Annotated in this window: 25 protein-coding genes; 13 read left to right on the top strand and 12 right to left on the bottom strand. The window is 58.6% G+C overall.

Features of this window, described 5'->3' with window-relative positions; all coding sequences use genetic code 11:
• Positions 1-31: 31 nt before the first annotated feature.
• The gene (locus tag PMI25_RS16470) at positions 32-901 is read right to left on the bottom strand and encodes an intradiol ring-cleavage dioxygenase (RefSeq protein WP_007967073.1); all 870 of its coding nucleotides are present in this window, start codon (positions 899-901) and stop codon (positions 32-34) included.
• Between the two features lie 179 nt (positions 902-1,080).
• Between PMI25_RS16470 and PMI25_RS16465 the strand changes: the two genes are divergently transcribed.
• The gene (locus PMI25_RS16465) at positions 1,081-1,995 is read left to right on the top strand and encodes a LysR family transcriptional regulator (protein WP_007967075.1); all 915 of its coding nucleotides are present in this window, start codon (positions 1,081-1,083) and stop codon (positions 1,993-1,995) included.
• A gap of 45 nt (positions 1,996-2,040) precedes the next feature.
• Here PMI25_RS16465 and PMI25_RS16460 read toward each other — a convergent pair whose 3' ends face one another.
• Both PMI25_RS16460 and PMI25_RS16455 read right to left on the bottom strand, forming a co-directional pair.
• Entirely contained in the window at positions 2,041-3,111 is a 1,071-nt protein-coding gene (locus tag PMI25_RS16460) for a maleylacetate reductase (protein ID WP_007967077.1), read from the bottom strand.
• A 24-nt stretch (positions 3,112-3,135) separates the two neighbouring features.
• Positions 3,136-3,558, bottom strand: a complete 423-nt coding sequence (locus tag PMI25_RS16455) for a nuclear transport factor 2 family protein (protein ID WP_238547084.1) — start codon at positions 3,556-3,558, stop codon at positions 3,136-3,138.
• Positions 3,559-3,786: 228 nt separating this feature from the next.
• Here PMI25_RS16455 and PMI25_RS16450 point away from each other — a divergent pair, with 228 nt between their 5' ends.
• The gene (locus PMI25_RS16450) at positions 3,787-4,407 is read left to right on the top strand and encodes a TetR/AcrR family transcriptional regulator (protein ID WP_150113641.1); all 621 of its coding nucleotides are present in this window, start codon (positions 3,787-3,789) and stop codon (positions 4,405-4,407) included.
• Positions 4,408-4,416: 9 nt separating this feature from the next.
• On the opposite strand, the gene PMI25_RS16445 is transcribed toward PMI25_RS16450, so the two are convergent.
• Together PMI25_RS16445 and PMI25_RS16440 are read right to left on the bottom strand one after the other, a co-directional pair.
• Entirely contained in the window at positions 4,417-5,181 is a 765-nt protein-coding gene (locus tag PMI25_RS16445) for a hypothetical protein (protein ID WP_007967083.1), read from the bottom strand.
• A 107-nt stretch (positions 5,182-5,288) separates the two neighbouring features.
• Entirely contained in the window at positions 5,289-6,650 is a 1,362-nt protein-coding gene (locus PMI25_RS16440) for an outer membrane protein transport protein (RefSeq protein WP_007967085.1), read from the bottom strand.
• 379 nt (positions 6,651-7,029) lie between these two features.
• On the opposite strand from PMI25_RS16440, the gene PMI25_RS16435 reads away from it, so the two are divergent.
• Positions 7,030-8,178 carry an MFS transporter gene (locus tag PMI25_RS16435; RefSeq protein WP_007967087.1) on the top strand — a complete coding sequence of 383 codons (1,149 nt, stop codon included), beginning with the start codon at positions 7,030-7,032 and terminating at the stop codon, positions 8,176-8,178.
• A 73-nt stretch (positions 8,179-8,251) separates the two neighbouring features.
• Positions 8,252-8,869, top strand: a complete 618-nt coding sequence (locus PMI25_RS16430) for a TetR/AcrR family transcriptional regulator (protein ID WP_007967089.1) — start codon at positions 8,252-8,254, stop codon at positions 8,867-8,869.
• A gap of 92 nt (positions 8,870-8,961) precedes the next feature.
• Here the strand turns inward: PMI25_RS16430 and PMI25_RS16425 are convergent, their stop codons facing one another.
• From PMI25_RS16425 to PMI25_RS16405, 5 genes are all read right to left on the bottom strand, one after another.
• Positions 8,962-10,272 carry an ArnT family glycosyltransferase gene (locus PMI25_RS16425; protein ID WP_007967091.1) on the bottom strand — a complete coding sequence of 437 codons (1,311 nt, stop codon included), beginning with the start codon at positions 10,270-10,272 and terminating at the stop codon, positions 8,962-8,964.
• A 349-nt stretch (positions 10,273-10,621) separates the two neighbouring features.
• Positions 10,622-13,243, bottom strand: coding sequence for a bifunctional diguanylate cyclase/phosphodiesterase (locus PMI25_RS16420; RefSeq protein ID WP_007967093.1), 2,622 nt, complete (start codon positions 13,241-13,243; stop codon positions 10,622-10,624).
• Between the two features lie 168 nt (positions 13,244-13,411).
• Positions 13,412-14,350 carry an AraC family transcriptional regulator gene (locus PMI25_RS16415; RefSeq protein WP_007967094.1) on the bottom strand — a complete coding sequence of 313 codons (939 nt, stop codon included), beginning with the start codon at positions 14,348-14,350 and terminating at the stop codon, positions 13,412-13,414.
• Between the two features lie 24 nt (positions 14,351-14,374).
• Positions 14,375-15,208, bottom strand: a complete 834-nt coding sequence (locus tag PMI25_RS16410; RefSeq protein ID WP_007967096.1) for an oxidoreductase — start codon at positions 15,206-15,208, stop codon at positions 14,375-14,377.
• Between the two features lie 165 nt (positions 15,209-15,373).
• The gene (locus tag PMI25_RS16405; protein WP_007967098.1) at positions 15,374-16,234 is read right to left on the bottom strand and encodes a type 1 glutamine amidotransferase domain-containing protein; all 861 of its coding nucleotides are present in this window, start codon (positions 16,232-16,234) and stop codon (positions 15,374-15,376) included.
• A 101-nt stretch (positions 16,235-16,335) separates the two neighbouring features.
• On the opposite strand from PMI25_RS16405, the gene PMI25_RS16400 reads away from it, so the two are divergent.
• Complete coding sequence (locus PMI25_RS16400; protein WP_007967100.1) at positions 16,336-17,250, top strand: LysR family transcriptional regulator; 915 nt, start codon at positions 16,336-16,338, stop codon at positions 17,248-17,250.
• Between the two features lie 30 nt (positions 17,251-17,280).
• On the opposite strand, the gene PMI25_RS16395 is transcribed toward PMI25_RS16400, so the two are convergent.
• Both PMI25_RS16395 and PMI25_RS16390 read right to left on the bottom strand, forming a co-directional pair.
• Positions 17,281-18,024, bottom strand: a complete 744-nt coding sequence (locus tag PMI25_RS16395) for an anti-sigma factor family protein (RefSeq protein ID WP_007967102.1) — start codon at positions 18,022-18,024, stop codon at positions 17,281-17,283.
• Positions 18,017-18,529, bottom strand: coding sequence for a sigma-70 family RNA polymerase sigma factor (locus PMI25_RS16390; RefSeq protein ID WP_007967104.1), 513 nt, complete (start codon positions 18,527-18,529; stop codon positions 18,017-18,019). Before PMI25_RS16390 ends, PMI25_RS16395 begins: the two co-directional genes overlap by 8 nt.
• A 153-nt stretch (positions 18,530-18,682) precedes the next feature.
• On the opposite strand from PMI25_RS16390, the gene PMI25_RS16385 reads away from it, so the two are divergent.
• The 8 genes from PMI25_RS16385 (at position 18,683) to PMI25_RS16350 (ending at position 26,083) form a co-directional block, all read left to right on the top strand.
• Positions 18,683-19,651 carry a metallophosphoesterase family protein gene (locus tag PMI25_RS16385; protein ID WP_007967106.1) on the top strand — a complete coding sequence of 323 codons (969 nt, stop codon included), beginning with the start codon at positions 18,683-18,685 and terminating at the stop codon, positions 19,649-19,651.
• A 14-nt stretch (positions 19,652-19,665) separates the two neighbouring features.
• Positions 19,666-19,974 carry a plastocyanin/azurin family copper-binding protein gene (locus tag PMI25_RS16380; RefSeq protein WP_007967109.1) on the top strand — a complete coding sequence of 103 codons (309 nt, stop codon included), beginning with the start codon at positions 19,666-19,668 and terminating at the stop codon, positions 19,972-19,974.
• A 238-nt stretch (positions 19,975-20,212) separates the two neighbouring features.
• On the top strand, positions 20,213-20,881 hold the full coding sequence (locus PMI25_RS16375; RefSeq protein WP_007967111.1) for a GntR family transcriptional regulator: 669 nt from the start codon (positions 20,213-20,215) through the stop codon (positions 20,879-20,881).
• Positions 20,882-20,960: 79 nt separating this feature from the next.
• Complete coding sequence (locus PMI25_RS16370) at positions 20,961-21,767, top strand: ABC transporter substrate-binding protein (RefSeq protein WP_007967113.1); 807 nt, start codon at positions 20,961-20,963, stop codon at positions 21,765-21,767.
• An 11-nt stretch (positions 21,768-21,778) separates the two neighbouring features.
• On the top strand, positions 21,779-22,555 hold the full coding sequence (locus PMI25_RS16365; protein ID WP_007967116.1) for an amino acid ABC transporter permease: 777 nt from the start codon (positions 21,779-21,781) through the stop codon (positions 22,553-22,555).
• 2 nt (positions 22,556-22,557) lie between these two features.
• Positions 22,558-23,337 (top strand): amino acid ABC transporter ATP-binding protein, encoded by a 780-nt coding sequence (locus tag PMI25_RS16360; RefSeq protein ID WP_007967119.1) that lies wholly within the window; start codon positions 22,558-22,560, stop codon positions 23,335-23,337.
• Positions 23,338-23,357: 20 nt separating this feature from the next.
• Positions 23,358-24,449, top strand: a complete 1,092-nt coding sequence (locus PMI25_RS16355) for a polyamine ABC transporter substrate-binding protein (protein WP_007967120.1) — start codon at positions 23,358-23,360, stop codon at positions 24,447-24,449.
• A 23-nt stretch (positions 24,450-24,472) separates the two neighbouring features.
• A complete protein-coding gene (locus PMI25_RS16350) occupies positions 24,473-26,083 on the top strand; it encodes a gamma-glutamyltransferase family protein (protein ID WP_007967122.1) in 1,611 nt (536 codons plus the stop codon).
• Positions 26,084-26,108 lie beyond the last annotated feature (25 nt).

Genomic DNA, 26,108 nt, shown 5'->3' with positions numbered 1-26,108 from the left:
ATGGACGCCCCGGCCATGGCCGGGGCTGCTGTCAGTCGGGCTCGCTTGGCTTGAGCACAAAATCGAAGTCCAGCGTACAAAATGGCTCATCACACTGCGTGCCGTCGGGGGCAATGCCTGCCTCATGTTTGACCCATTCGGCGATCAGCGATGTGCGAACACCGAAAACGGTATCGGAGTCCAGGTATTCGCCACCTTCCTTGAACACATGGGTGACCAGGCGTTCATAGCCCTCGGCCGACACCATGAAGTGCAGGTGCGCGGGTCTCCAGGGATGGCGCTCCAATGCGGCCAGCAAATTGCCAACGGGGCCATCATGGGGGATCGGGTAGGCCTCCGGAACGATGGTTCTGAAGTGAAAGTGCCCTTGGGCATCCGCCCTGAGAATGCCTCGCCCTTCATATGCATCAAGGCCCGGTTTCTGAACATCGTAGTAACCCTGGTCATCGGCTTGCCAAACCTCCAGTACCGCGTGAGGCACCACCTCGCCGCTCAAGCCTCGGACGGTTCCCCGTACGAACCACGGTGTCCCCGGCAGATTTTTCGACAGGTCTGCACCTGATTCAATGAATGGCGCGTCCGCGACGTGAAAGGGGCCAAACACGGTCGCCTCGGTGCACCCATCCGGCTTGCGATGATTCTGGGCAATGACCAGCGTGGACAAACCCAGTATGTCGGAAAGCAAAATGAATTCCTGGCGCACGGGGCTGCAGATCTGGCCCACGCTGGTCAGAAATTCAATGCCTTTTTCCCATTCCTGTTCGGTGAGCTGAACCTCTCTGGCGAACGCGTGGAGATGCTGGACCAGGCCCGTGATGATCTGATGCAGGCGTCTGTCCCGCGTGCCTACGTTTCGCGCGAGTACTTCCTGCGTGATCGTTGTTTCATCGAGATTACGCATTGGAACTCCTGTTGTTCTTGTCAGTGAGTGGCAATTCGGTCGTTGGCAAGACGCACCGGGTTCAGTGCTTCTGTTCAGACTTGAGCTAAGTTATAGTTTCAAAAAATGAGGTAAAACCCATTAATTGGAATTGTGTATTCCAATATTGGAACAATAAAAACAAGTCAAGGCGGGTCAATATGGATCGAATGACAGAGCTGGAGTTGTTCGTAACTACAGCCGAGCTGGGCACGCTGTCCAAAGCCGCTGAGCAGCTGAATATCTCGAATGCCTCTGCAAGCCGCCATTTGGGCGCGCTCGAGAGTCGTCTCAATGTCAAACTGATCGAGCGCAACACCCGGCGTTTGTCCCTCACATCTGCCGGCAGTGAGTTCTATAAACGCTGCAAGGCACTACTGGCCGAACTCAATGAGGCTGAAGCCTCACTCACGTCTTCCCAGGCCGAACCTGCCGGTACGCTCACGGTTACCGCCTCGGTCTCCTTTGCCATGCTCCACATCTCGCCGTTACTACCCAAGTTCTGCAAGCGCTACCCACAGCTCAAGGTCAAGGTGGTCGGTGCCAACCGCTACTACGAAATCATGGATACGGATATCGACCTGGCCATACGAACCCGAGAGTTCGAGCCAGACTCCAATATCACTATCCGGCGTCTCGCAGAGACCCGACGTATCCTCGCCGCCTCACCGGATTATCTGCATCAGCGTGGAAGTCCGAAACAGGTGCAAGACCTGGCAGACCACGACATGCTGCTTTACAGCCACGCCAACCAGCCTGGAATCCTGAACTTCCGGCAGGGCACCACCGAGGCGTCCATCACGGTTGTACCCAAAATGGAAACCAACGATGGGCAGATTGTCAGAGCAGCGGCTTTGGCAGGCTTGGGCATCCTGGTGCAGCCGATGTACATCATTCACGACGATATCGTTTCCGGTCGCCTTGTCTCTGTGCTGGATGACTGGCGCCTGCCGAGCCTCACGATCAATATTGCATTCCAGAGCCGACGGTACATGCCGGCCAAGACACGCCTGTTCATCGACTTCCTGCTGGAAGAGTTTGAAGCGCAGCAATACGAGAAATACTGGACGCGCTAAGGTCTGAAATTCCGGCCCAGGTTCGCCGCCTTGGCCGGAGAACCCTTACATCGGACGATTGCCCTCGAACGCGTTTTGCAGCAGTTCGCGAATCGCCGCACGTTCGATTGTCCTAGGGTTCCAGTAGGGGTTGGCCAGTGCGATCTCGGTGGCACGGTCCAGATCAGCCTCCTTCATCCCTAGCTCCTGAAGCGTCAATGGCGCACCGAGCGAAGCGGCCAGGTCATAGAGCGCTTGCCCTGCGCTTACGCCTTCGGCACCCAAGGCGCGGTTAATGCGCTGGGCCGCTTCAGGTATGTGTGCGGCGTTGTAGGCGATGGCATGAGGCAGCACCACGGTATGAGTCGGTGCATGGGGCAAATTAAAACTGCCGCCCAATGTGTGGCACAACTTGTGGTGAAGCGCCATGCCGACGTTGCCCAATACCGTGCCGCACAACCAGGCGCCATACAGGCAATTGCTACGCGCCGCGATATCTTCAGGGGCGTTGACGATAAGGCGAAGCCCGCTGGCAAGTGCGCGAATGCCTTCCTCGGCGAGCAACGACATCACCGGGTTGCCATCCTGGGCGTACAGGCCCTCTGCAGCGTGGGCAATGGCATTGATACCGCTGGTGACCGAGAGCCCGACCGGAAGCGAAAGGCTCAGGGCAGGGTCATAGATAACCGTCTTCGGCAGCACGCGCGGGTTCTTCCCCGTCTTCTTGATTCCGTTTTCGGTCAGGCCGTACACCGGCGTCATCTCCGAACCGGCATAGGTGGTCGGGATGGCGAGGATAGGGAGCCCGGAGTCCAGGGCAATCGCCTTGCCGAGGCCAGTGGTCGAGCCGCCACCTATCGCCACAGCACAATCTGCCCCGAGATTGCGGGCAACCTCACGTGCTTCCCGGGCAGACTCGATCGGGACATGCATGACCGCCTTGTCGAAAATTCCGGCAGCTCGACTTCCCAGGATCTGAGCGATTCGCTCGGCCTGGGGACGCTGTTCGGGTGTACACAAGATGAGCGCACGCCTCGATCCAAGGCGGTCGATCTCTTCTTCCAGTTTGCCGATTGCGCCTTGGCCGAAGATGACGCGACCGGGCTGTGAAACACAGGTGAAATCCATGAGTGACATTAGAAGTGTCCCGGTAGTTGAAGATCAGGCGATGGGGGTTGGCTGGTAAGCCAGGAATTTCCAGGTATCGCCATCGTTGACCCATACTGCGAGCGACTTATTGCGCAAAGTCTTGGGGACACCGCCGGAGGTGATTTGCGCGTTCATCTCACCGAACACCAGAGCAACGCTGCCTTCTATGCGGATGCTGTCGATCGGATGCTCGACCTGATGGTAAACATAGAATCCTTCTCGACACTTCTTGAGGTAAGAGTCGACCGTATCAATAACTCCGTTGGAGTGGGCGTACTGAAGGTCGGGGTGGGAAAGGTTGGCAAACGTGTCGTATGCCCCTTCAAGGATTGCCGCATAACGCAAGTCTTCTTGAGCGCGGATGAGTGTTTCGATATCGCTGGCACTATTCATAACAGTCTCTTTGTTGTGAGGAAGCCGCTGCAGAGCGGTCATGAGATGTCTTTAGGCTCGAGTACATCTGATCGTCTGCAGCCTATAGCCGCACGACAGTTGAAAAAATGCGTGAGATGAAAATCTAAATTCCCGCGCTGGAAGAATGCGGCGACCTGAATTTCATCGAGTACAAGCTGAGCGTTTTGTATTGGGTTCCGCCTTTTTGGAATAAGCGCTAATGTAGGCGGCAGTTGCCCGCTTTGGCTCAAGACACCTGCTCGGTTCACCGTGTCTATTGATGAAAAACATGAGATGAATGAAAAAAACCAACAACAGGCACCCAGTAGACGCGTGGGTGGTCGCTCAGCCCAGGTAATTTCTGCTGTCCATAGCGCAACCCTTTCCCTGCTTGAAGAAAAAGGCTTCAGCGGGTTTGAAATTCCAGAGGTTGCTGCCAAAGCCAACGTTAACAAAACGTCTATCTATCGCCGTTGGCCCTCCAAGCTGGAGCTGGTCGCTGATGTCGCCAGGGCTCAGGCAAAGCTTGATGTGCCATTGCCTGACACAGGCTCATTGCAAGGGGATCTTCATGCCTTGTTGCTGCACCTGAGGACCACACTGGAAAGCCCACGTGTGTTGGGCTTGCTTCAGTTGGTTATTGCACTCGGGAGCCAGGACGTTTCCATTCAGAGAGAGCGGGATTCATTCTGGCTGGAGCGCTTCGAATTAAGTGGAAAACTGGTAGAGCGCGCAATAGAAAGGGGAGAGCTACCCGAGCAAACCCAACCTCGGGAGTTTCTCGAGTGCGCCTGCTCCCCGCTGTTTTTTCGAGCACTGATCACCCGTACGGGAAGCTCCGATCTGGAGATCGAGCGGGGCGTCAGTCGTTCGATCAAGGCATTTGCGTAGGCTTGGTGGTTAACAAGGCTTCCAGTGGCTTGCTGAGTTTTCAGAGGCCAGATAGTCAGCACGGGCGGCCGCTTCGATCCAGTTCGAGAACTCACTGGCCAGATGAAATCGATGGCAGCGAATCAGCCACGGCATGACGGCGTAGGGAAATTCGACGGTCAGTTTCGCGCGAAATCCATTGGCCTCATTTCTGAATTGATGCCTGACACCCCCTATCGCGAGGCCGGTGGAGTCTCTGGCGACACCGGCAATCTGGTAGGCGTAGCTGGGGTCTACGGGGGATTTCAAGCTGCTCAAGTCTTCGTAGTCGATGAAAAAGTGGGTGGCTAAAGGCGAACCACCAGTCGTCTCGATGACTTCCTGGCAATTATTCCCGTCGGTGTGAATGACATAGTGATCGGGCGCTGCGGCGATCATCGAGACCTCATCATTTTTAATCCCGCACTCAATAAACCAGCGCAGGAAATCTTCTGCACGGCCGTGATCGACCAGAATCTCAATGACGCTGAAACGTCGCTGGTTGAATGACAATCCAGCGATGACCTTGGTCAGCATTTCAGCGGTCGCCAGCTCTGTTCGCAAAAGCGTGCGTAGCCCCTCATTGCCGAGCTGCATTTTTCTCTCTAGCAGTGTTTTCCGTAAGCGTTCCAGCGACCAATTCGAGTCAAATGACACGCCCAGCTTTTTTAGCACACGGTGGGTACGACGTTTTTCCCAGTTGAGGACATCCTGGGTAGGAACGAGTTGGCCCTTGATGTAGATATTGATGTTCATCGCCTATGCCGGAGGAGCAAGGCCTCATACCCGACGGATTTTTTCCGGGGTGAGACAGTGCATATATGTGGTGAGGCCTCTCGTTCGAGAGGGTGCCCGAGTGGTAGTTAAAAACGGTAGGTAAGCTGGGCTGTAAGGCCGTGGGCACTGTTGTCATACTGGGCCTTGTAGGCCGGGACAATCGGAAGTGACAAGCCTGAATCGGTGGTTATATTTCTTCCGGGCTGATTGACCGACGCGGTGCTTTCCCACAAATAGGCATACGCCATATCGAACGTCAGATCAGGGGTGGGCGAGTAACCGGCCCCGAAGGTAATGGTTTTTCGATTGCCGACAGGTGCTCTTACACTGCGGTTGTCATTTCCTGCCGGGGAGGGGTCATAGGCAAAGCCACTGCGCAGGACCAGACTGTCTGTCAACTTGTAGGAGGCGCCAATCGATGCGGCAACGGTATCTTTCCAGTCCATCGTTTCGCTAATTTCTCCGAACATGGCGTCTGCTGGAGCTGACAATCCGCTATTTCTTACATTAAGGCTCTTGATTCGGCTCCAGCGCGTCCACAACAGTCCGGCATACAGTGTCCACTGATCATCAAATTTGTGAGTGATGGACGTGTCAATCGACTCGGGAAGGGTCACATCCAGTTTTGCCGAGTATTCTCCATTTAACGCTTGAGCCAAAGTGCCAGGTGTGGGCGTGCCCGTTATTATTGAAAGCGGTGTATTGGGGGCGTTGCTGATCGAGGTATTTCCGCCCATATGCAAATCGACCTTGGAATGATAAGTAAGCCCCCAGGTGGTGTCTTTATTGATGTCTACCATTACACCCAGGTTATAACCAAGCGCGGTATCGTCGCCTTTGATACTGACCCGCGTATCTCTACCCGTCCCCCCCAATGCGGGTGGTAGTCCACCGGTATTCAAATCGTTTTCCAACTTGCCCTTGCCGTAGTTGATAGTGGGGCCAAAGCCCACAGATATGTTGTCGCTTATCCGGTAAGCAATCGCGGGCTGAACAGCGACAACTTGTACATTGCTGTAAGAGCCCAAACCGCGACCAGCAAAACTGCCTTCGTAATCATTGATCAGTCCGAAAGGAACATAGATGCCAATACCTGTGGAAACACGGTCATTGATTGGTGTAGACAGAAAACCGAATGGAATGGCGCCTATAGGGATGGAATCCCCCTTGTTGGTCCCGCCTGGGGAACCGCCCGAAGTGTTGCTGAGGTCATCCTTTGCTGAAAATACGGCAACCCCACCACTGACCTCCGCTCGTTTTAACCTGGTTAATCCAGCAGGGTTTCCGTAAATCGTACTGGCATCATTCACGCTGGATGAACGACCTGCATAAGCAGTTCCAGCGGAACTTGAACTTTGTTCGTTTATTGCAAGCCCATTGGCAAAAGCCGCAATGCAATTTGAATAGACAGCAATAGTAAGGATGGACTTCGGCCAGTGTATTTTCATTGTGTCAACCGTAGGCTGGTTATTGTTTTAATTTGGTCGTTGTACACAGCTTGTTTTGCGGGGGGCCTGTCAAACCCTGTTGTCGCGCAGGACGATTCCTGCGCTGAATCAGCCGTCCAGACAAGGTATTCGACAGGCTTATAGCAACTGTAGTTGCGTTAAATTGACGTGTCAAGACCATCCGCGAGCAGCCGTCGTCAGTGACTGAGCCGCGAGGGAAGGGGATCACGTAAAACTAATTATCTCTTGCGATACGCTACGTATCGTTACAGTATGTGTTCGCAATGAGCCATGCTCAGCCCTGCAAGCCTTACCTCCGCTGCGAGTGGGAGAGGGCTCGCGCCTACTTCATCGAACATCCTTCAGCTCAGGTTTATCCATGTACTTTCGTTCGCTCTGTCTACTTGCCACCTTGATGTGTGCAGGGTTGATGGCTTCTGGTCAGCTCTATGTAACCATTCCCATCGCCGATGGCATCGCCCAACACTTTGGTGTATCTGCGGAAACGGCGGCGCTGGTGGGCACGATATTTGGCGTCGCCTACTCGATGGGGTTTCTTCTTTGGGGGCCGGTTTCGGATCGATATGGGCGCCAGATCGTGCTGGTGCTCGGCGTCGCGGCGACCAGCGTTGCGACACTCGGCGTAGCGTTTGCCCCAGGTTTTCAGTGGGAACTGGTTGCGCGTGCTGTTCAGGGCGTATGTGCCGCCAGCATCGCCCCTATCGGATTGGCAATGATTGGCGAAAGCCTGCCAGTTGCTCTGAGGCCCACTGGCTTGGCGATGATGAGTTTTTCATTTATCGCGGCCGCCCCCATCGCCCAGACGTATGCTCAGGAAAGCCGATTGGCCTTCCCGGCACTGATGGCTACGGGAGCGGTCAGCTACGCCGCCTGCGCATGTGCTCTGGCGTTGCTGGGCTGGAAACGCAATGATCATGGTGATCACCGTCCCCATCTGGTGAGCAGCAGTATCAGTCAACTGGTGCGGGATCCGGTCATCCTGACCGCCTGGCTTATTTCGCCGGTGGTGCTGTTCAGCTTTGTTGTATTTCAGGTTTCTCTTCACGGCGTTATTGATACCCATGGGTGGGATAACGCGTGGATTCGGGGTTTGACCCTGTTCGGCATGCTAGGCAGCTTTTTAGCCGGCTCGATCATCAACAAAGTCGGTGGTATCACCACCACCAGGATTGGTTTGTTTGCCTCGGCAATTGCGCTGGTAATGGCTGCGGTTTGGCAACCTTTGCTGCCTGTTTCGGTGGTCGTGTTGTCGCTGGGCATCTCTATTACGTTGCCCGGTATCATTTCGACCATTTCGCAGCATGCCAATCACGGTAGTCGTGGATTGGCCATCGCAATCTATTCGTTTTCTGTATTTCTGGGGGCCAGCCTGGCTCCGATCTTTGTTCACAGGGTGCCCGTGTCTGCGCACAGTGTGTTGTTTCCTCCCGTCGTGTTGCTGTTGCTCGCGGCCGCATGCATAAGCCTTCCCTGGATACGCATTCGGGGGCGTCAGCCTCTCAAATAGCTTCTCGCGTATCATGGGCGGCCAGGATTCTCGACACATACCGTGCAGAGACAATCGATACCAGAGTATTCAGATGAGTATTGAGAAGGCAGCCCCAAGGCGGCGTAATCAAGCGACATTGGAGGTCATCCTCGCCGCGACTTATGAGCTGCTGCAGCAGAATGGCTTTGATCGGCTGACCATCGAGGGTGTAGCCGCCAGAGCCGGCGTGGGCAAGACCACCATTTATCGCTGGTGGCCCAGTCGCGGAGCACTGGCGGTCGATGCCTTCCTTGCCGTCGTTTCGCCTCAGTTGAGCTTCAATGAAACGGCGTCTGCCAGTGAAGATATTCGCCAGCAAGTCAGGCGCTTGGCGGCGGTATACGATGGTGAAGTCGGGAAAATCGTGCGCGAGATGATTGGGTCCGCGCAGTTTGATAGCACGACATTGGCGTTGTTCAACGAAGGTTATCTCCAACCTCGCCGAACCGCCGCAAAAGCGGCGCTCCAACGCGGCATCGAGCAAGGGGAGTTTCGTGCCGATCTGAATCTTGAGCACGTCATCGATGCGCTGTATGGCCCTGTTTACTACAGGCTTCTGACTGGAGCATCTATACGGGATGAGGCATTTTTATCCACGCTGGAAGCCTATGTGCTCGATGGCATTTCTCTCAAAGGTACTGCCTGTGATCAGCGGAGCCTGCGCGAATAATCGTCTACCCACGATCCAAGTGGGGTTGTTTTGAAAGGAAGACACAGCACCTTGGCCGGTACTGCCGCAGACTCATGAATCAGGAAGAGGCTTCACCAAAACCAATATGGCAGAAACTTTGGCGTGGGTTCGATCATGAGTTCCAGGTGGTAGGTGATCGGGTTGAAGAAAAACATATCCAGTATCAAAAAGGCTCCTACCCCATAGGAAAGTGTCATGAACTCACGATAGGGGTGTTCGACGAAGTACTCCTGTTTAACACGGTAGAAGCTCAACAACGCAGACAGCCCCAGGCCTGCGCCGAGGTAGTTGGGTTGTAACGGGACATCGGCGAAATTGTTGTAGACCAGCACCGCCACCAGCAGCCCCAACCCCAGCAGGGGCAACTTCAGGCAGAAATTCATCAGGCCGTTTCTGGCGCGGACGAAACTGGTTTCCTTGCTGACGAAGAGGTAAGCGGCCAGCAGCGAAATCGCCGGGGTGATTGCCAGGATGTAGCGCGCTTTCTTCGAACTTGGAATTGTGAACAGCACCAGCAGCACCAACAGCCACCCGGTTAGATACAGCAGCAGGTCGATGTCTTTATCGCGGGTCGAGCGGAAGAACTGTTGGTACTTCTTGAGAATTACATTAATGGCGTAAAACACCGTGATGCCGTAGGTAAACAGGCCTGCGGAGAAGTAGAAGTAATAGCGTGGCGCGTGGTCGGAACCGAAACGTCCGATGCCTTGCATGTTCAGCACGTCGTCGAGGAACGCTTGCCCCCCTTGCAAGTAGGCCGCCCATGCCAGCAGCGCAACCCCCAAAGCCAGAATCACGCCCGAGAGCAATGAAAACAGCAGCAACATGCGCCACTGTCGGCTCAGCAAGTAATAAGCGCCAATGACACTCGCCGGTCCGATTAAGCCGATAGGCCCACGAAACGCGAATCCCAGCGCCAGGCCGAGGTACAGAAACACCAGGCGCCGCGGGTCCTTTTTCATTTCCGCCGAATAGGCAAAGTAGAAGCACATCACCGTTAACAGCGCCGGATAGATATCCAGGGCCAGCGAGTTGACGCCGTCAAGAAAGGCCCAGGTCAGCAGGCTGAAAAGCACGCCATACGCACCCCATTTCTTGCTGTGCAGCGCCCCCAGCCGATAAATGAATACCAGCATCAGCGACGCGGCTACGCAGGACGGAATACCCATGGAAAGAACGGACACCCGGCCGAACGGCAGGGAAACCAGATAGACCAACAAGGTATTGAGGACCGTGTAGTCGGGATAAGGCTTGAGGTCATCGGCAATCGGAAACAGCGTGACGCCGTGCTGCAACATGTACTCGGCAAAGTCGACAAAGCGTGTTGTGTAGTTGAGGACAGCGGGTTTGTACTGCAACGCCATGAACACGGCCAGTGTCATGAAAAAAATGCTCAGGCATGGATTTCTCGTAATCAATCCCGTCAACATTCCAGCCCGCGAAGTGCGTTCTACAACAAGCGGGGCATCATATCGATCCATCGTTAACCCTTTAGTGAAGTTGTTCTTTTGACCGTAATCCTGACAGTCCGGTGACGCCTGCATTGAACTTGTGTGTGGCGCGAAATAGACGTTGAGCCTGGCCCGCGGCGAGGACTATTCAAGCATGACGGCCCTAAACACACCCTGAACAAAACCCATTGAAGTCAACACGAACACCTTATTAATGAAGCGTGTCGAGCCGGGCTGTGTGCATTTCGATGATTGATTATTGCCAGCGATGCAAGGCCGGCTAAATGACGCGTCCTTTCTTTGGCGACGGATGATCGGCCGGTTCGGCCCTGGCGCTTTTCAACAACTGCGCAAACGCGCCCTTGTCGATCGGCCGACTCATGAAATAGCCCTGCACCTCGTTGCATTGATCCTTGCCGAGAATCTCCAGTTGCTCCTCGGTTTCCACGCCTTCGGCGGTCACGGTCAGACCCATGGCTTTGCCCAGGCCAATGATCGCCTGGACCACCGCGCGGTCATTGGCGCCGTGGCTGATCGAGGCGATGAAACGCTTGTCGATCTTGATCCCGTCGAACGGGTAGGCGCGCAGGTAACCGAGGGACGAGTAGCCGGTTCCGAAGTCATCCATATTCAGGCGCACGCCGAGTTGCTTGAGCGCATTCATCGTGGCCAGCGCGCCGTCGGTGTCGACCAGCATCACGTTTTCGGTGATTTCCAATTCCAGGCGACTGGCCGGGAAACGCGTCTGCACCAGTACTTCGCGCACGTCCTCGACGACATCGCTGAGGGCAAACTGCGCCGGGGACAGATTGACTGACAACAGGATGTCCGCGGGCCAGGTGAGGGCGGTTTCACAGGCCTCGCGCAGTACCCAGCGTCCCAGCGGCACGATCAGGTCGGTTTGCTCCGCCAGGCCGATGAACACGTCCGGCCCGAGCAGGCCCTTGGTCGGATGCTGCCAGCGCACCAGGGCTTCGACCGAGACGATGTGCTTGCCGTCGACCGTATAGCGCGGCTGGTAGTGCAGGACGAATTCGTCGTTCTTCAACGCGCCGCGCAAATCGCTTTCCATCTGCCGGCGTGTCTGGATCTGGTCGCTCATGTGCGCTTCGAAATAGCACCAGGTGTTTTTGCCCTCGGACTTGGCCTGATACAGCGCGATGTCGGCGCAACGGATCAACTCGCTGGGCACGAAGCCCTGACGCCGGCTCAGGGCGATGCCGATGCTGGCGCCGACGTGCAGCGGATGATGTTCGAAGACCATCGGCTGATGCAGGCTCTCGACCAGCCGGGTGCAAAAGCGGTCGACCTCCTGCCGAGTGTCCATGCCATTGAGCACCACGACGAATTCGTCACCGCCCAGGCGCGCGACAATGTCGAGCTCACGGGTGCATTCGCGCAGGCGACTGGCGACTTCCTGCAACACGGCATCGCCGGCCGGGTGGCCGAGGGAGTCGTTGATCGGCTTGAAGTTGTCAAGATCGATCACCAGCAGCGACAGCGCTGGCGCATGCTCCTTGAGTTGCAGTGCATCATCCAGATAACGCGCCAACTGGTTGCGATTGGGCAGGCCGGTGAGGGCGTCGTGCATGGACAGGTGCTGGATCTGCGCATGGGCGGCGACTTCGTCGGTGATGTCGCTGGCGGTGCCGCGATAGCCGCTCACGGCGTGTTTGTCGAGGATCGGGCGTGCCGACAACCGGCAATGACGTTGCTGCCCGGCGTGATCGCGGTAGGTGCAACGCAGATCACTGGCGTTGCTGTCTTCGGTAAGTTTCTTCAGCCACAGCTCCAGCGGCGTGGTATCGCATGACACCAATTGCCCGATGCTCTGGCCGATCCACTGGGGTTGCGGGTAACCGGTCACTTCACTGAAGCGCGCCGAGAGGTAGGTCAGGCGCAGTTGATTGTCGACCTCCCAGATCCAGTCCGACGCTGCTTCGGCGACCGCGCGAAAACGTTCTTCACTGGCTTCCAGCGCATGATTGGCGGCTTCCAGCGCCTGATTCGAGGCCTGCAGCGTGCTGAAGCTGTGGTCGACGTAGGTCGAAGATCGCAAGGCGTGACGCAAGAAATACCCGGTCAACAGCATCAGCACCGCCATTACCCCGCCGAGCGTTGGCAACAGCGACCACAGCAGTTGCCGGCCGGGGCGTTCGAGGTCCGCGCTGAGGCTGTAACCGGTGCTGTCCAGCGGCACCCGAGGCTGTTCCTCGGCGAGCGTGTCATCCGGGGCAAGTTTCAGGTTCTGCAGGCCATAGGCAGTGCCGATCGCCTGCAGTTTGCTCGGCGTCAGCTTGTCGACGAACACCAGCACCGAGGTCTGTTTCGGATCGCCCAGCGGCCGCTCGTCGTTGGGCAGGATCGCCGCGGCCGTGACCAGTGCCGGCGAGCCGTCGAACAGCGAGTAAGTACTGATCGGCACTGTCAGATCGGTCTGGGTTTGCACCTGATCGATCAGTGACGCGGCAGAGACCTTGAGCAGGGCGTTGATGTCCACGTCGTCGAGTTGACCCTGCACGACGGCGTACTTCGTGCGGCCCCGATCCAGCACAAACACACCGTCATAGCCGTCGCTGGTGAACAGGGTCTTGCCGATGTTCTGCTGGGTGTAAGCCCAGTCGGTATCGATTTGGGTATGCAAGTGTTCGTAAGCCGTGGTCCAGTCGGCGTAGCTGGTGATGTAGCTTTTGGAGGCGGCGATGCGATTTTCCAGCGCACGGGCCGTATAGAACCGGGTTTGCTCGACATCCTCGCGATCCAGGCGAGCGGCAATGCCGAGCAGGGTACCAATGGCGGCCATCACCCCGACGATAAACAGCGCACCGACCGCAAACGCCAGCCGGCGGGTGATTGTGCTTTGCTGAGGCGGAACAGGCGCAGCGGGAGCGAAGACATCCATATGTTCGTCCTTGACTCTCTTTCTGAATCATCTGGAACAGCGGCCCGCGTGCAATGTTCAATGTGTTTGCCGGGCTTGCACCGAGGCGGATTTCTCAAGCGTAGTGAATGCGCGGGGATTTTGCCTTGAGACTGCGGCGGGCGTGCGATGGCCGGGAGCGAATGGTGCTCAGTGCGAAGACACGTACAGGGAGGGCGTGGTGGACTGGGGCAGGGCATACGTGGCCTTCATCCACGCGATCTCGGCCAGCGGCGTGCGGCCGAAGAAGCGCTTGAATTCGCGGCTGAACTGCGAGGCGCTTTCATAACCGACGTTGAACGCCGCCGTCGCGGCCGGCATGGCGCCACGCAGCATCAGCAAGCGCGCCTGATGCAGGCGCGTGGCCTTGAGGTATTGCATCGGCGATGAGTCGGTGACGTTGCGAAAATGCACATGGAAGCTCGGTACGCTCATCCCCGCTTCCTCGGCGAGAGACTCGACATCCAGGCGTTGCTCATAGCTGCTGTGAATCCGCCGGATCGCCCGGCTGACCTTGCCGAAATGCCCTTGCTGCTGGAGCGCCGCACGCATCGAACCGCCCTGGGCACCGGTCAGGATCCGGTAGTAGATCTCCCGAACCAGCGCCGGCCCGAGGATGTGCGCGTCGCCGGGATTGCTCATCGCTTCGAGAAAACGCAGGGTCGAGGCGCGCAATGGATCATCCATCGGCGAGGCGTACATGCCTTTGGGTGCAGCTTCGCTGGGGCCGAACACCTCGTCGACCTGCAACATCAACTCGCTGGCCAATTGCAGGTCGAGGCGCATGTACACCGCGAGCATCGGCTCGGCCGCACTGGCCTCGGTTTCCATGGTGAACGGCACTGGCACCGAGACCACCAGATAATGCTGGGCGTCATAGACGTAGACGTCATCACCCAGATAACCGCGCTTGCGCCCCTGACAGAGAATCACGATGCCCGGGTCATACAGCACCGGAGTATTGCTCAGCGGCCGATTCGAGCGCAGAAACCGCACGTCCTCCAGCGCACTGAGGTTGTAGCCCTCCAAGGGTGCGAGTTGTTCGAGCAACTGCACCATGCGCGCGGTGTACGGATCGGATGGACTCATGGGCATTGACCTCTGTGCCGGGACTCAGCCATCGGTGGAGCGGGTCAGGGTTTCCCACTGCTCGATGTCGCTGAGGCTGCGTTGCAGTTTATCGCGCACCAGATTCAGCGCATCGCTGCCCAATAGCAAGTGTGCGGGTGGTGCGGCGCTGGCGATCAGTTGCAGCATGGCCCGCGCCGCCTTGCGCGGATCGCCCAATTGCTTGCCGCTTTTCTCTTCGCGGGCCTTGCGCACGGGATCGAAACTGGCGTCGTAGTCGGCGATGCTGCGCGCCGTACGCTGCATCGAACGCGCGGCCCAGTCGGTACGAAACGAACCGGGGGCTACCGCCGTGACAAAAATGTTGAACGGCCGTAGTTCCTTGCTCAGCGTATCGGAGAGCCCTTCGAGGGCAAACTTGCTCGAACAGTAATAGGCAATGCCGGGCATGGTGATGGTGCCGCCCATCGAGGTGATATTCAGAATGTGTCCGGCGCGCCGTTGCCGGAAATACGGCACGAACGCCTTGATCATCGCTGCCGCGCCGAACACGTTGACGTCGAACTGACGCCGCATCTGCGCCAGCGGTGACTCCTCGAAAATGCCCTCATGTCCGTAACCGGCGTTGTTCACCAGCACATCGACCGGACCCAGTGTGGCTTCGACATCGGCGATCACCCCGTCGATGCGTTCGAAATCGGTGACGTCGAGCAACACCCCGTGTGCCCGATCCGCTGACAGGGCCTCGAACGACTTCAGATCGGCGTCATTGCGCACGGTACCGATCACCCGGTGACCGGCGTTGAGCGCTTCCTGTGCGAGGGCGCTGCCGAAGCCGCTGCTGACACCGGTGATGAACAGGGTTTTGCTGCTGTGCATGGCAATCTCCGATGGGTAAGTGAGAGGCCATGGTAGGCAGCCAGGAGCGAGAGGGGTATGCCGGTTTGTCTGCGAGGATTGCCTGTTCCTATTGGCAGACCGGTGGGGAAATGGCGCTCCACCAGATAACAACGCCGCTCATTGAGCGGCGCGGTAACAGAAGAATCAGCCCTTCGCTGGGTCAAGGGGCTTGAGCCGTTCGAGGATGACGTTGCCCACCTCCAACGCCGAGCCAGGATTCTGGCCGGTAATCAACTCGCGGTCAGTGACGACGTGAGACGTCCATGGCGCCGTGTTGCTGCTGAAGATGCCTCCGGCTTTTTCCAGCGCCGTTTGTGGATAGAACTTCATCGCGCCGCCATTCAACAGTCCCTTGGCGAGTTCTTCCTCCTGATTACTGATGACCGTGAACTGGTAGCCTGCGTAGGCCCAACCGGCGGCCGTGGTCTGGCTGCCAGTCTCGAGCTGGCGGGTGAAGGTTGTCGGGTCGTTGAGCGTCGACAGCAAGGCAATCGGTCCATGACAGACGAGGGCAGTGGTCTTGTTGTTGACGTGGAAGTTGTTCAGCAGCTTACCCAACGCTGCACTGTGCAGCAGGTCCTGCATGGGAGCGTGGCCGCCGGGTACGTAGACCGCATCGAAATGTTCGTAGCCGATCTGTTCGACGCGCGACAGGCTGATGACCGGGGATTCGCCCGGCGCGGTGATCCGCAGTTTCTCCAGCAGCGCCTTGTGCTCCTGCAGTGCCGTTACATCGTTGTTGAAGTACATCTTGTCATTTGACGACGGGTCCAGCGTAGGCGCCTTTCCCGTCGGCGTTGCAAAGGTCACCGAGTGCCCGGCATCAAGCAGCAGCTTCACCGGTTGCATCAGTTCGTTCAGGTAGAAGCCGGTCGCAAAGACTTTACCGTCCTTGAGGTCGAGGTGGTCGGAGTCAGACAACACGACCAGCACATTGCTGGCCTGGGCGTTCAAGGCGCCAGTGAAAAGGGTCATTGCCAAAGCGATTCGGGTGATGGGGCGCATGGGATTTCCAGGGGGTGAATGAGCGTTGCGACAACTGTATTCATGCCCATACAGGCGATAAACTGGCTCGCGCGAACATCACTTGTTCTTTGGAGGTAAAGGTGAGCCGGCGATTCGATTATCTTGCGGATGTTGAAGTCTTCGTCACAGTGGTGGAGAAAGGCTCACTGAGCGCGGGTGCCGTGTCACTGGCCACAACGCCGTCGGTGGTCAGTCGGGCGATTTCGCGTCTGGAAACGCGTCTGGGCGTTCAGTTGCTGCGGCGCACCACGCGACGCCTGAGCCTGACTGATGCGGGTTTGCTGTACCTGGAACAGTCTCGTACGGCGTTTTCGCTGATCGATGACGCAGAGCGGGCGATTCTCGGGCAGGAAGGAGCGTTGAGCGGTCGGGTACGACTCAGTGTCCCGACCACTTACGGGCATTACCGGCTGCCGGCATTACTCTCTCGCTTCAATCGCCAGTATCCGCAAGTGCGCATCGAACTGAGCATCAGCAATCGCAATGTGGATCTGGTGGCCGAAGGGTATGACCTGGCCATTCGCCTTGGGCCATTGCCGGATAGCGGCCTGATTGGACGCAAGCTTGAGGACGCGAGTCTGTGCGTGGTCGCCTCGCCGGATTACCTGCAGCGTGCCGGCATTCCTCGCAGCGTCGATGAGCTGGCCGGGCATGCCTGTCTGTCGTTTGTGATGCCCAGCACCGGCCGGGTCGGGCCCTGGCTCTTCCGCGAGCATGGCGTTGACCGCGAGTGGATACCGCAGGCGAACGTTCAACTGTCTGATGACGTGCTCGGCACTGTCTCGTTGGCCGAGCACGGTATGGGCATTTGCCAGACGTACGACTTTATTGTCCGGGAACGGATTAAGAGCGCACGTCTGATCCCGTTACTCGAACAGGCTGGCGGTCGCTCCCGACCGTTCTCGGTGATTTACCCGCCCCATCGCCAGTTGTCGGCGGCGTCCCGGGCGCTGATCGACTTTCTGACCCAGGAAGTGGCAGACGAAGCGCTCTGAACGTGATGCCGACTCGGCACGCCGCCCGGATCAGGAGCCATTCCGGAGCAACTGCCCCAGCGCCTCCAGCTCAGTTTTCTCCACATCCGACACCAATACGAAGTGCATGTGTCCGGCCTGCCACGACACCACGTTGAATCCGCGCAGGCTCTGGCTCTGCACGGCTTTATCAGCCTCGCTCGTGGGCAGGATGAACACGTTGATGATGTGTTTGGCATGCCCGTAACTCAGGGCCGCGGTGGTCTGGTGCTGCAGGTAATCCAGGCGCCCGCCGAGCAGCGGAAAGCCCTGCGCCGAGTAGTCGAACACCGGGGGGGAGAAGTCGAGTTTGCCGGTGAACCAGGGCTTGACGGTGTGGCGGTCGGAGGACACCACGTCGTTCAGGTGTTCGCCCATCAACGAGCGCACGTGGCTGGACACGGCCTCGTCGATCAAGGGTTGCTCGCTGCCCGGAGTGGCGACATACAGCACCATCGCCAAGGCCAGCGCTGCGGCGGAAAAGGCCGGGGCCAGCCATTTTTGCCAGCGCTGGATCAACCCCGGCGCAGGTGTGTCGGCGGCGAACACGCTGGCCGTCAGTGAGGCGGGGGCGCGGTAATAGGGGGCATGGCGCTGCACGCTGACCTTGAGCACCTTCGCTTGCTCGTGCAGCCGCGCGCACTCGGTGCAGGCGCTCAGGTGCGCGGCCACCTGCGCAGTCGTCGCCGGATCCAGCTCCTGATCCAGATAGCCGTGTAGTCGGGTCTGGCATACCGTGCAGTCGAGTTCATTCATGATCGTGCAACTTCAGCAGTTCGAGCTTGAGCAGGGCCCGCGCCCGGGCCAGCCTGGACATCACGGTGCCGATGGGAATATCGACCACCAGGGCGATGTCCTTGTAGGGCAGGTCTTCGAGTTCCTTGAGCACGATCACCTCGCGAAACACCGGCGGCAGGGCGCACAGCGCTTGCTGCAGCAACGCGGCGTTTTCCGTATGAATGGCCAGCAGTTCCGGGGTCTGGCCATGGCTCAGCGGGCCATCGTCAGTCACCATGTCGTCATCGATGGCGACCCAATGGCGTCCGGCCGAGGCTTTGAGCCAGGTGTAGCTTTCGTTGCGCACGATAGTCAGAAACCACGCTTTGGCATTGCCATCGGCGAAACGCTGCAAAAACCGGAAGGCGCGCAGGGCGCTTTCCTGCACCACATCGCGCGCAGCGCTGTCGTTGCCGGTGAGCCAGCGCGCAAGGTTGTAGGCCGCGTCCAGATGGGGCGCAATCAGTTCCTCAAATCGCTTCATGGTCGGTTCCGCACCGTCACCCCCCTATAACCGTGCAGCGGCAGGTTTTATTCGCGCAAAAACATTTATTTTTTGCCGTGGAATAAAGCCTCGCGCCGCCAGGTTTACCTCGTGTCAGCTACCTCACTGTAGTTCGCCCGCGAGGACACACCGATGGACATTCAAGCAAAACATCCACAGCGCACCGATGGCCCGCTCGATCCCGATCGGCGAACCCTGCTCAAATGCTCGGCGTGGGCCGGGGCCGGGGTCCTCTGGGCCTTGAGCGGCGGCATTCCCAAAGCCTTTGCGCTCGACGAAGCGGGCAACGTCAGCGACCCCAAGGCGCTGGCCAGCAGCTTTCACTTCGTGCAGATCAGCGACTCGCACATCGGCTTCAACAAGGAGGCCAATCCGGAGCCGGTCAAGACCCTGCAGGTGGCGATCGACAAAGTCATCGCGCTGCCCAAACGGCCGTCGCTGATCCTGCACACCGGCGACATCACTCACCTGTCCAAACCTGAGGAATTCGACACCGCCGCACAACTGCTCAAAGGCCTGCCGTCCACCGTGCATTACATACCCGGTGAACACGACACCCTCGACGAGGGCGGCGGCAAGCTGTACCTGGAGCGCTACGGCAAAGGCACCAAAGGCAACGGCTGGTACAGTTTCGATGACCATGGCGTGCACTTCATCGCGCTGATCAATGTGTTCAATTTCCAGGCCGGCCATGAGGCCAACCTCGGCGCCGAGCAACTGGCCTGGCTGGCGGATGACCTGCGTGCGGTTTCCACCAGTACGCCGATCGTGGTGTTCACGCATATCCCGCTGTGGACGATTTATCAGCCGTGGGGCTGGGGCACCGAGGACGGTGATCAGGCGATTGCGATGCTGCGCAAGTACGGTTCGGTGACGGTACTGAACGGGCACATCCATCAGGTGATCCAGAAAGTCGAAGGCAACATCACCTTTCACACCGCCCGTGGCACGGCCTATCCGCAGCCGGCACCGGGCGCGGCACCGTCGCCGGGGCCGATGACAGTGGCAGCCGATCAATTGCGCAATTACCTGGGGATCACCGACGTGCGCGCGACCCAAGGCGAGCATCCGCTGGCCCTGATTGATTCGACACTGGTGTAACCGAGGGCGAACCGATGAAAACGCGACTGTTGGCGCTGATGGGCCTGTTGCTGGCGATGCCGGTGTGGGCGGCGGAAGTGAGGATCGACATCAAGGAATTCATGTTCGCCCCCAAGGACCTGACCGTGGCCGTCGGCACCAAGGTGACGTGGGTCAATGACGATCAGATTCCGCACACGGTGGCGGAAACCCACAAGGTATTTCGCTCGGGGGCGCTGGACACCAATGACAGCTTTTCCTGGGTGTTCGATACGCCGGGGGCGTTTGAATATTTTTGTGTTTTGCATCCGCAGATGATTGGGAAGGTGGTGGTGACGCAGTGATGCATACCGCAAGGGTGCGGTTGAGGCGAGTGTTACTCAGCTACCAATCTGCACCTTTGCGGGGCTCGCCATGGGCCATCGGGTAGCACCACTCAAGTTTCGAGCTGCAGGATCTGCTCGCTGTTGTTTTCTTAAATCATTTAAATCAAGCGCTTGGCACGGTGCAGAGAAATCTGGCATGCATCGTGCTTTTTTGTATCCGTGGATAATTGGATACAAAAAGACAAAAGGTGCTGCCATGCAATTCGCTCCCGCCTACGACCAGCGTCAACCGATGACCGCCGAGGAAGAGGCCTACAACTTTCTGTTGGAAGGCATTTGCGGTGGGCGTTACCGCAAGGGCGACCGGTTGATCGCCGAGGACATCGCCAGTGAAATCGGCATGAGCCGCATGCCGGTGCGCGAAGCCTTTCGCCGCCTCGATGCGCAGGGGCTGGTGACGCTGAGGCCCAATCGCGGCGCCGTGGTCAGCGGTCTGGATGTCGAACAAATGCACGAAGTGTTCGAGATGCGCAGTGCGCTGGAGGGCCTGGCGATTCGCATCGCGGTGCCGAAGATCAGCGAGCGTCAGTTGACCGCGCTGGAGCGGCTTCTCGATGAAATGGATGACTACCGCGAGGAGAGTGCGGCGTGGGTCAGCCGACATCGCAAGTTCCATGAATACCTGTGCAGCCTCAGCGATCGGCCACGGCTGCTCAAGCAGATCGGCGCCCTCTACTCATTGATCGAAGCGCCGATGCGCCTTTGGCTGCAGCACATCGAAAAGCCCCTGAGTGCGCGCCAGGAACACCAGATGATCCTCGATGCGATTCGTGCCGGCGACGCCAGCAAGGCCGAAGCCGTGGTGCGCGAGCACATCGAAGGCACCGTCCCCGAACTAATCAAATTTTTGCAATCGGAAAAATAACCACAGAGCGGAACACGAGTCCGCCGATGTTTTGACTTTGAGTACTGCCCCGTTACTAACCGAACTGGAGTGTCTGGTCATGCATACGTCTCGCCTGTTACTGGCTGCAATTTCCCTCGGACTCTGTACGCAGTGGGCGCTTGCCGCACCCACGGTGCCGGAGCGTCTGGTCAAGGTCGACAAACTGACCTATTGCTCGGGCATGGATTCGCCGCCACTGGTGTCCTTCGATGAAGCGCAAAAGCCCAAAGGGCTGACCGTCGACCTCGGCCTGGAAATCGCCAAGCGTCTGGGCGACAAGAAGGTCGATTGGCGGGTGATTCCGTTCTCCGGATTGCTCCCGGCCTTGCTCGCCAAACAATGCGACATGATCGTCGACCAGTTGTTCGACAAGCCCGAGCGCCGCGAGGTGATCGACATCGTCAACTACATGTATTCCAGTCAGGCAGTCGTCGTGCCCAAGGACAATCCGAAGGCGCTCAAGACCTTGGCGGATCTGAGTGGGCACAAGATCGCGGTGCTCAACGGTTCGACCATCAAGACCTTGCTCGACACCGAGAATGAAAGCCTGAGCAAGGCCGGCAAGCCGCCGATGAAACTGGTGGTCTACAACACCGACACCGATGCCTTCCAGGCCCTGCGCATCAATCAGGTTGACGCTTACGGCACCACCGTAGAAACCGCCGGCTATTACGCGGCGATGGCCCCGGACCTGTTCGAGGAAGGCGTGCCGGCCTTCAGCCGGATCCTCACCGGGCTGGGCATTCGCAAGGACGATGCGCAACTGAGCGCAGCGGTACAGCAGATCATCACCGACATGCGCAGCGACGGCAGCTACAACCAGCTCCTGAACAAGTGGCACGTCTCCAGCGACACACTCGATTGAGGTAAGCGTTGATGAACTTCAATTGGGATGTGTTCTGGCAGTACCTGTTGCAGCCCAGCGGCGTGTACCTCACCGGCCTGTGGCTGACCTGCCTGATCAGTGTGCTGGCGATGTTGCTGGGCTGTGTGCTGGGGCTGGCCGCCGCGCTGCTGCGATTGTCAAAGAACCCGTTGTTGCATCTGCCGGTGCGTTTTTATGTGTGGCTGATGCGCGGCACGCCGCTGTTGGTGCAGATCGTTTTTCTGTACACCGCGTTGGCGGCGGGCGGGATTTTTCGCTTCGAAGACATTGAGCTGTTCGGGCTGGTGGTGCCCGGCAACATTCAGGCCGCGATCATCGCCCTGGGCCTCAACGAAGGCGCGTACATGGCCGAGATCATCCGTGCCGGGATCGGCGCCGTGGACAAGGGCCAATACGAGGCCGGCCGTTCGCTGGGCATGACCTTCGCCAAACTGATGCGCCGCATCGTGCTGCCGCAAGCGTTTCGGGTGATCGTGCCGCCGCTGGGCAACGAGTTTAACGTGATGCTGAAAAACACCACGCTGGTCAGCGTGATCGGCGTGCAGGAGCTGTTGCTCAGTACGCAAATGGTCACCTCGGCGACTTTTCGGGTGTTCGAGTTGTACTTGGTGGTGGCGATCTATTTCCTGTTGCTCACCACGCTGTGGGGCTTCTTTCAGCGCTGGCTGGAGAACCGTTTCGGCCAGTCCGACCGACCTTCTGCGCCACCTCCGGCCTCTAGCCGGATGTTCGGTCGCAGCACTCTGAAACTGCTGAGGGGGCGTTAATCATGGCGCAGCAAAGTGACGAGCTGATCATCGAGGCGCTGAACATTCACAAGGCCTTCGGTGACCTGCAGATTCTCAAGGGCATTTCCCTGCAAGTGCGACGCGGCGAAGTGGTGGTGCTGATTGGCGCCTCGGGTTCGGGCAAAACCACGTTTATCCGCTGCATCAACCTGCTCGAAGACATTCAGGGCGGAGAGATCCGGGTCAACGGCCGGCCCATGGGTTATCGCGCCCGGGCGGACGGCAGTCTGGTGCGCGACTCGGAGCGCAACATCGCCCGTCAGCGCCGGGACATCGGCATGGTGTTTCAGCGCTTCAACCTGTTTCCGCACATGACCGCTTTGGAAAACATCATCGAAGCACCGATTCAGGTGTTGGGTGTGCCACGCCAGGCTGCGCTGGAACAGGCGCGGGCCTTGCTCAAGCGAGTCGGGCTGGCAGACAAGGCCGGGCATTACCCGTCGATGCTTTCCGGCGGCCAGCAGCAACGGGTGGCGATCGCCCGAGCGCTGGCGATGAAGCCCCAGGCGATGCTGTTCGACGAACCCACCAGCGCCCTCGACCCGGAAACTGTCGGCGAGGTTCTGCAGGTCATGAAGGAACTGGCCGAGGAGGGCATGACCATGGTCGTGGTCACCCACGAAATGGGCTTTGCCCGCGAGGTAGCCGATCGGGTGGTGGTGCTCGATCAGGGCGAACTGATCGAACAAGGCCCGCCGGAGCAGATTTTCAGTCGTCCCCCCCATCCCCGAACCCAGGCCTTTCTCAGCCGCGTGCTGTGAACTTCACAAGGATTTTGACGATGCGTTTATCGAGCTTGTTCGCGGCGCTGTGCTGCGCCGCTGTGGTGCCCATGCTTCAAGCCGCCGACTCGGTGGTGAAGGTATACAACTGGTCCGATTACATCGGTCCCGACACGCTGAAGAATTTCGAGAAAGACAGCACAATCAAGGTTCAGTACGACATCTTCGACACCAATGAAATGCTCGAAGCCAAGTTGCTTTCCGGGCACTCGGGTTACGACGTGGTGGTGCCGTCGAGCCAGTTTCTGTCGAAACAGATTCGCGCCGGTGCCTATCAGCCACTGCAACGCGAATTGCTGGATAACTGGAAGCACCTCGATCCGCGTTTGATGCAGCGCCTGCAAGCTGCCGACCCCGGCAATAAATACGCGGTGCCGTACATGTGGGGTACGGTGGGCATCGGCTACAACGAGGAGAAAGTCCGCGCCGTGCTGGGCAAGGATGTACTGCTCGATTCCTGGTCGATGGTGTTCGACCCGCAGAACCTCGCCAAACTGAAAAGCTGCGGCGTGGCCTTCCTCGATGCACCAGTGAAGATCATCCCCCAGGCCCTGCTTTACCTCGGGCTGGACCCCAACAGCGTCAAGCCCGACGACTACAAAAAAGCTTCTAAGTTGCTGATGACCTTGCGACCCTCGGTGACCTACTTCAACTCGTCGAAGTACACCGCCGACCTCGCCAACGGCGATATCTGCGTGGCGATCGGCTATTCCGGCGACGTGATGCAGGCCCAGACCCGGGCGCGCGAGGCGGGGAAAAACATCGACATCCGCTACCTGATTCCCAAGGAAGGCGTGAACCTCTGGTTCGACATGCTGGCGATCCCCAAGGACGCCGGCAACGTCGCCAACGCCCATGCGTTCATCAACTACCTGTTGCGCCCTGAGGTGATTGCGCCGGTCAGCGACTACGTCGGCTACGCCAATCCGAACAAGGACGCCACGGCACTGATGGACCCGAAGGTCAGCGGCAACCCGGGGATCTACCCGACTGACGAGGTGATCAATCATGCCTTCGTCTCCGCCGATCTGCCGGAAAACATCCAGCGCCTGATTACCCGCGAATGGAACCGGATCAAGTCCGGCCAATGAATTTGATTTGAAGAGCCTTTGCCATGTTGAAATTTTCTGCTCACGAATATCCCTATCCGTCGCAACGTCAAAGCGTGTTCGCCCGTCGTGGCATGGTTGCAGCGTCTCAGCCTTTGGCCGCACAGGCCGGCATCGAGATGTTGCAGAAGGGCGGCAACGCCATCGACGCCGCCATCGCCACGGCGGCGGCGCTGACTGTGGTCGAGCCTACGGGTTGCGGCCTGGGCGGCGATGCGTTTGCGCTGGTCTGGTTCAAGGATCAGTTGCACGGCCTCAATGCCAACGGCCATGCCCCGGCCAGTCTGAGCATCGATGCGGTGAAAGCGGCCGGCCATGAGCAAATGCCGCTGTACGGCTGGACACCAGTGACGGTGCCCGGCTGCCCATCCGCCTGGGCCGAGCTGTCGCAACGCTTTGGCGTGTTGCCATTTGCCGATCTGCTGCAACCGGCGATCAGTCTGGCCAGAGACGGTTTTCCCTTGTCGCCGGTGGTTGCCCATCAATGGCAAATCGCGCTGGATGAGTTCGGCCCGCATCGTGATGAAGTGCTGCAGGCCTGGTTTGATACGTTCCTGATTGATGGTCGCGCGCCCAAGGTCGGGGAAGTTTTCCGTAACCCGGCACAGGCGCGAACCCTTGAAGAGTTGGCGTCGAGCCGCTGCGAAAGCTTGTATCGCGGCGCGCTGGCGCAACGCCTGGATGCGCATTCACGGGCAACGGGCGGCTATCTGCGCGCCACGGATCTGCAGCATTACCGCGCGCAGTGGGTGGAGCCGATCCACGTCAATTACCGGGGCGTGGATGTCTGGGAAATCCCGCCGAGCGGGCAAGGCCTGGTGGCGCTGATGGCGCTGAAGATTCTTGAAGGCTTCGACTTCGATCACCGTGACAGCCAACAGACCTGGCACCGTCAACTGGAGGCGATGAAACTGGCCTACAGCGATGGCCTGCACTACATCACCGATCCGCTGCACATGCGCGTGGCGGTGGCCGATCTGTTGAGCGACGAGTACAGCGCCCGACGCCGCACGCAGATCGGCGAACAAGCGCAACCGCCGAAACCGGGCGATCCCCATGCCAGTGGCACGGTGTATCTGGCCACGGCGGACGGGCAGGGCAACATGGTCTCGTTCATTCAGAGCAATTACCACGGTTTCGGCTCAGGTGTGGTGCTGCCGGACAGCGGCATTGCCCTGCAGAATCGCGGCCAGGAATTCAGCTTGGATCCCGAGCATGCCAACGCGTTGGCGCCGGGGAAAAAGACCTTTCACACGATCATTCCCGGTTTCCTCACCAAGGACGGCCAGGCGCTGGGGCCGTTCGGTGTGATGGGCGGCTACATGCAGCCGCAGGGCCATGTGCAGATGGTGATGAACCTGGTGGATTTCGGCTTGAACCCGCAGTCGGCACTGGACGCGCCGCGCTGGCAGTGGCTGGGCGGCATGAAGGTCGGCATCGAGCAGGGCGCTTCACGGGATCTGGCCAATGCGTTGGCGCGTCGCGGGCACGAGGTGCAGATCGCCAGTGACCTGACGGATTACGGCAGAGGACAGATTATTCTGCGTGATCCAGTGTCGGGGGTGCTGTGTGGCGGGACTGAGCCGCGGGCGGATTCGCATATCGCAGTCTGGTAGAGACGGCAGGCACTCGTCCAGGTCA

This window comes from Pseudomonas sp. GM30 (genome assembly GCF_000282275.2).
Taxonomy (GTDB): domain Bacteria; phylum Pseudomonadota; class Gammaproteobacteria; order Pseudomonadales; family Pseudomonadaceae; genus Aquipseudomonas.
The sequence above is the reverse complement of the archived record's forward strand: the minus strand, read 5'-3'. Positions and strand labels throughout refer to the sequence as shown.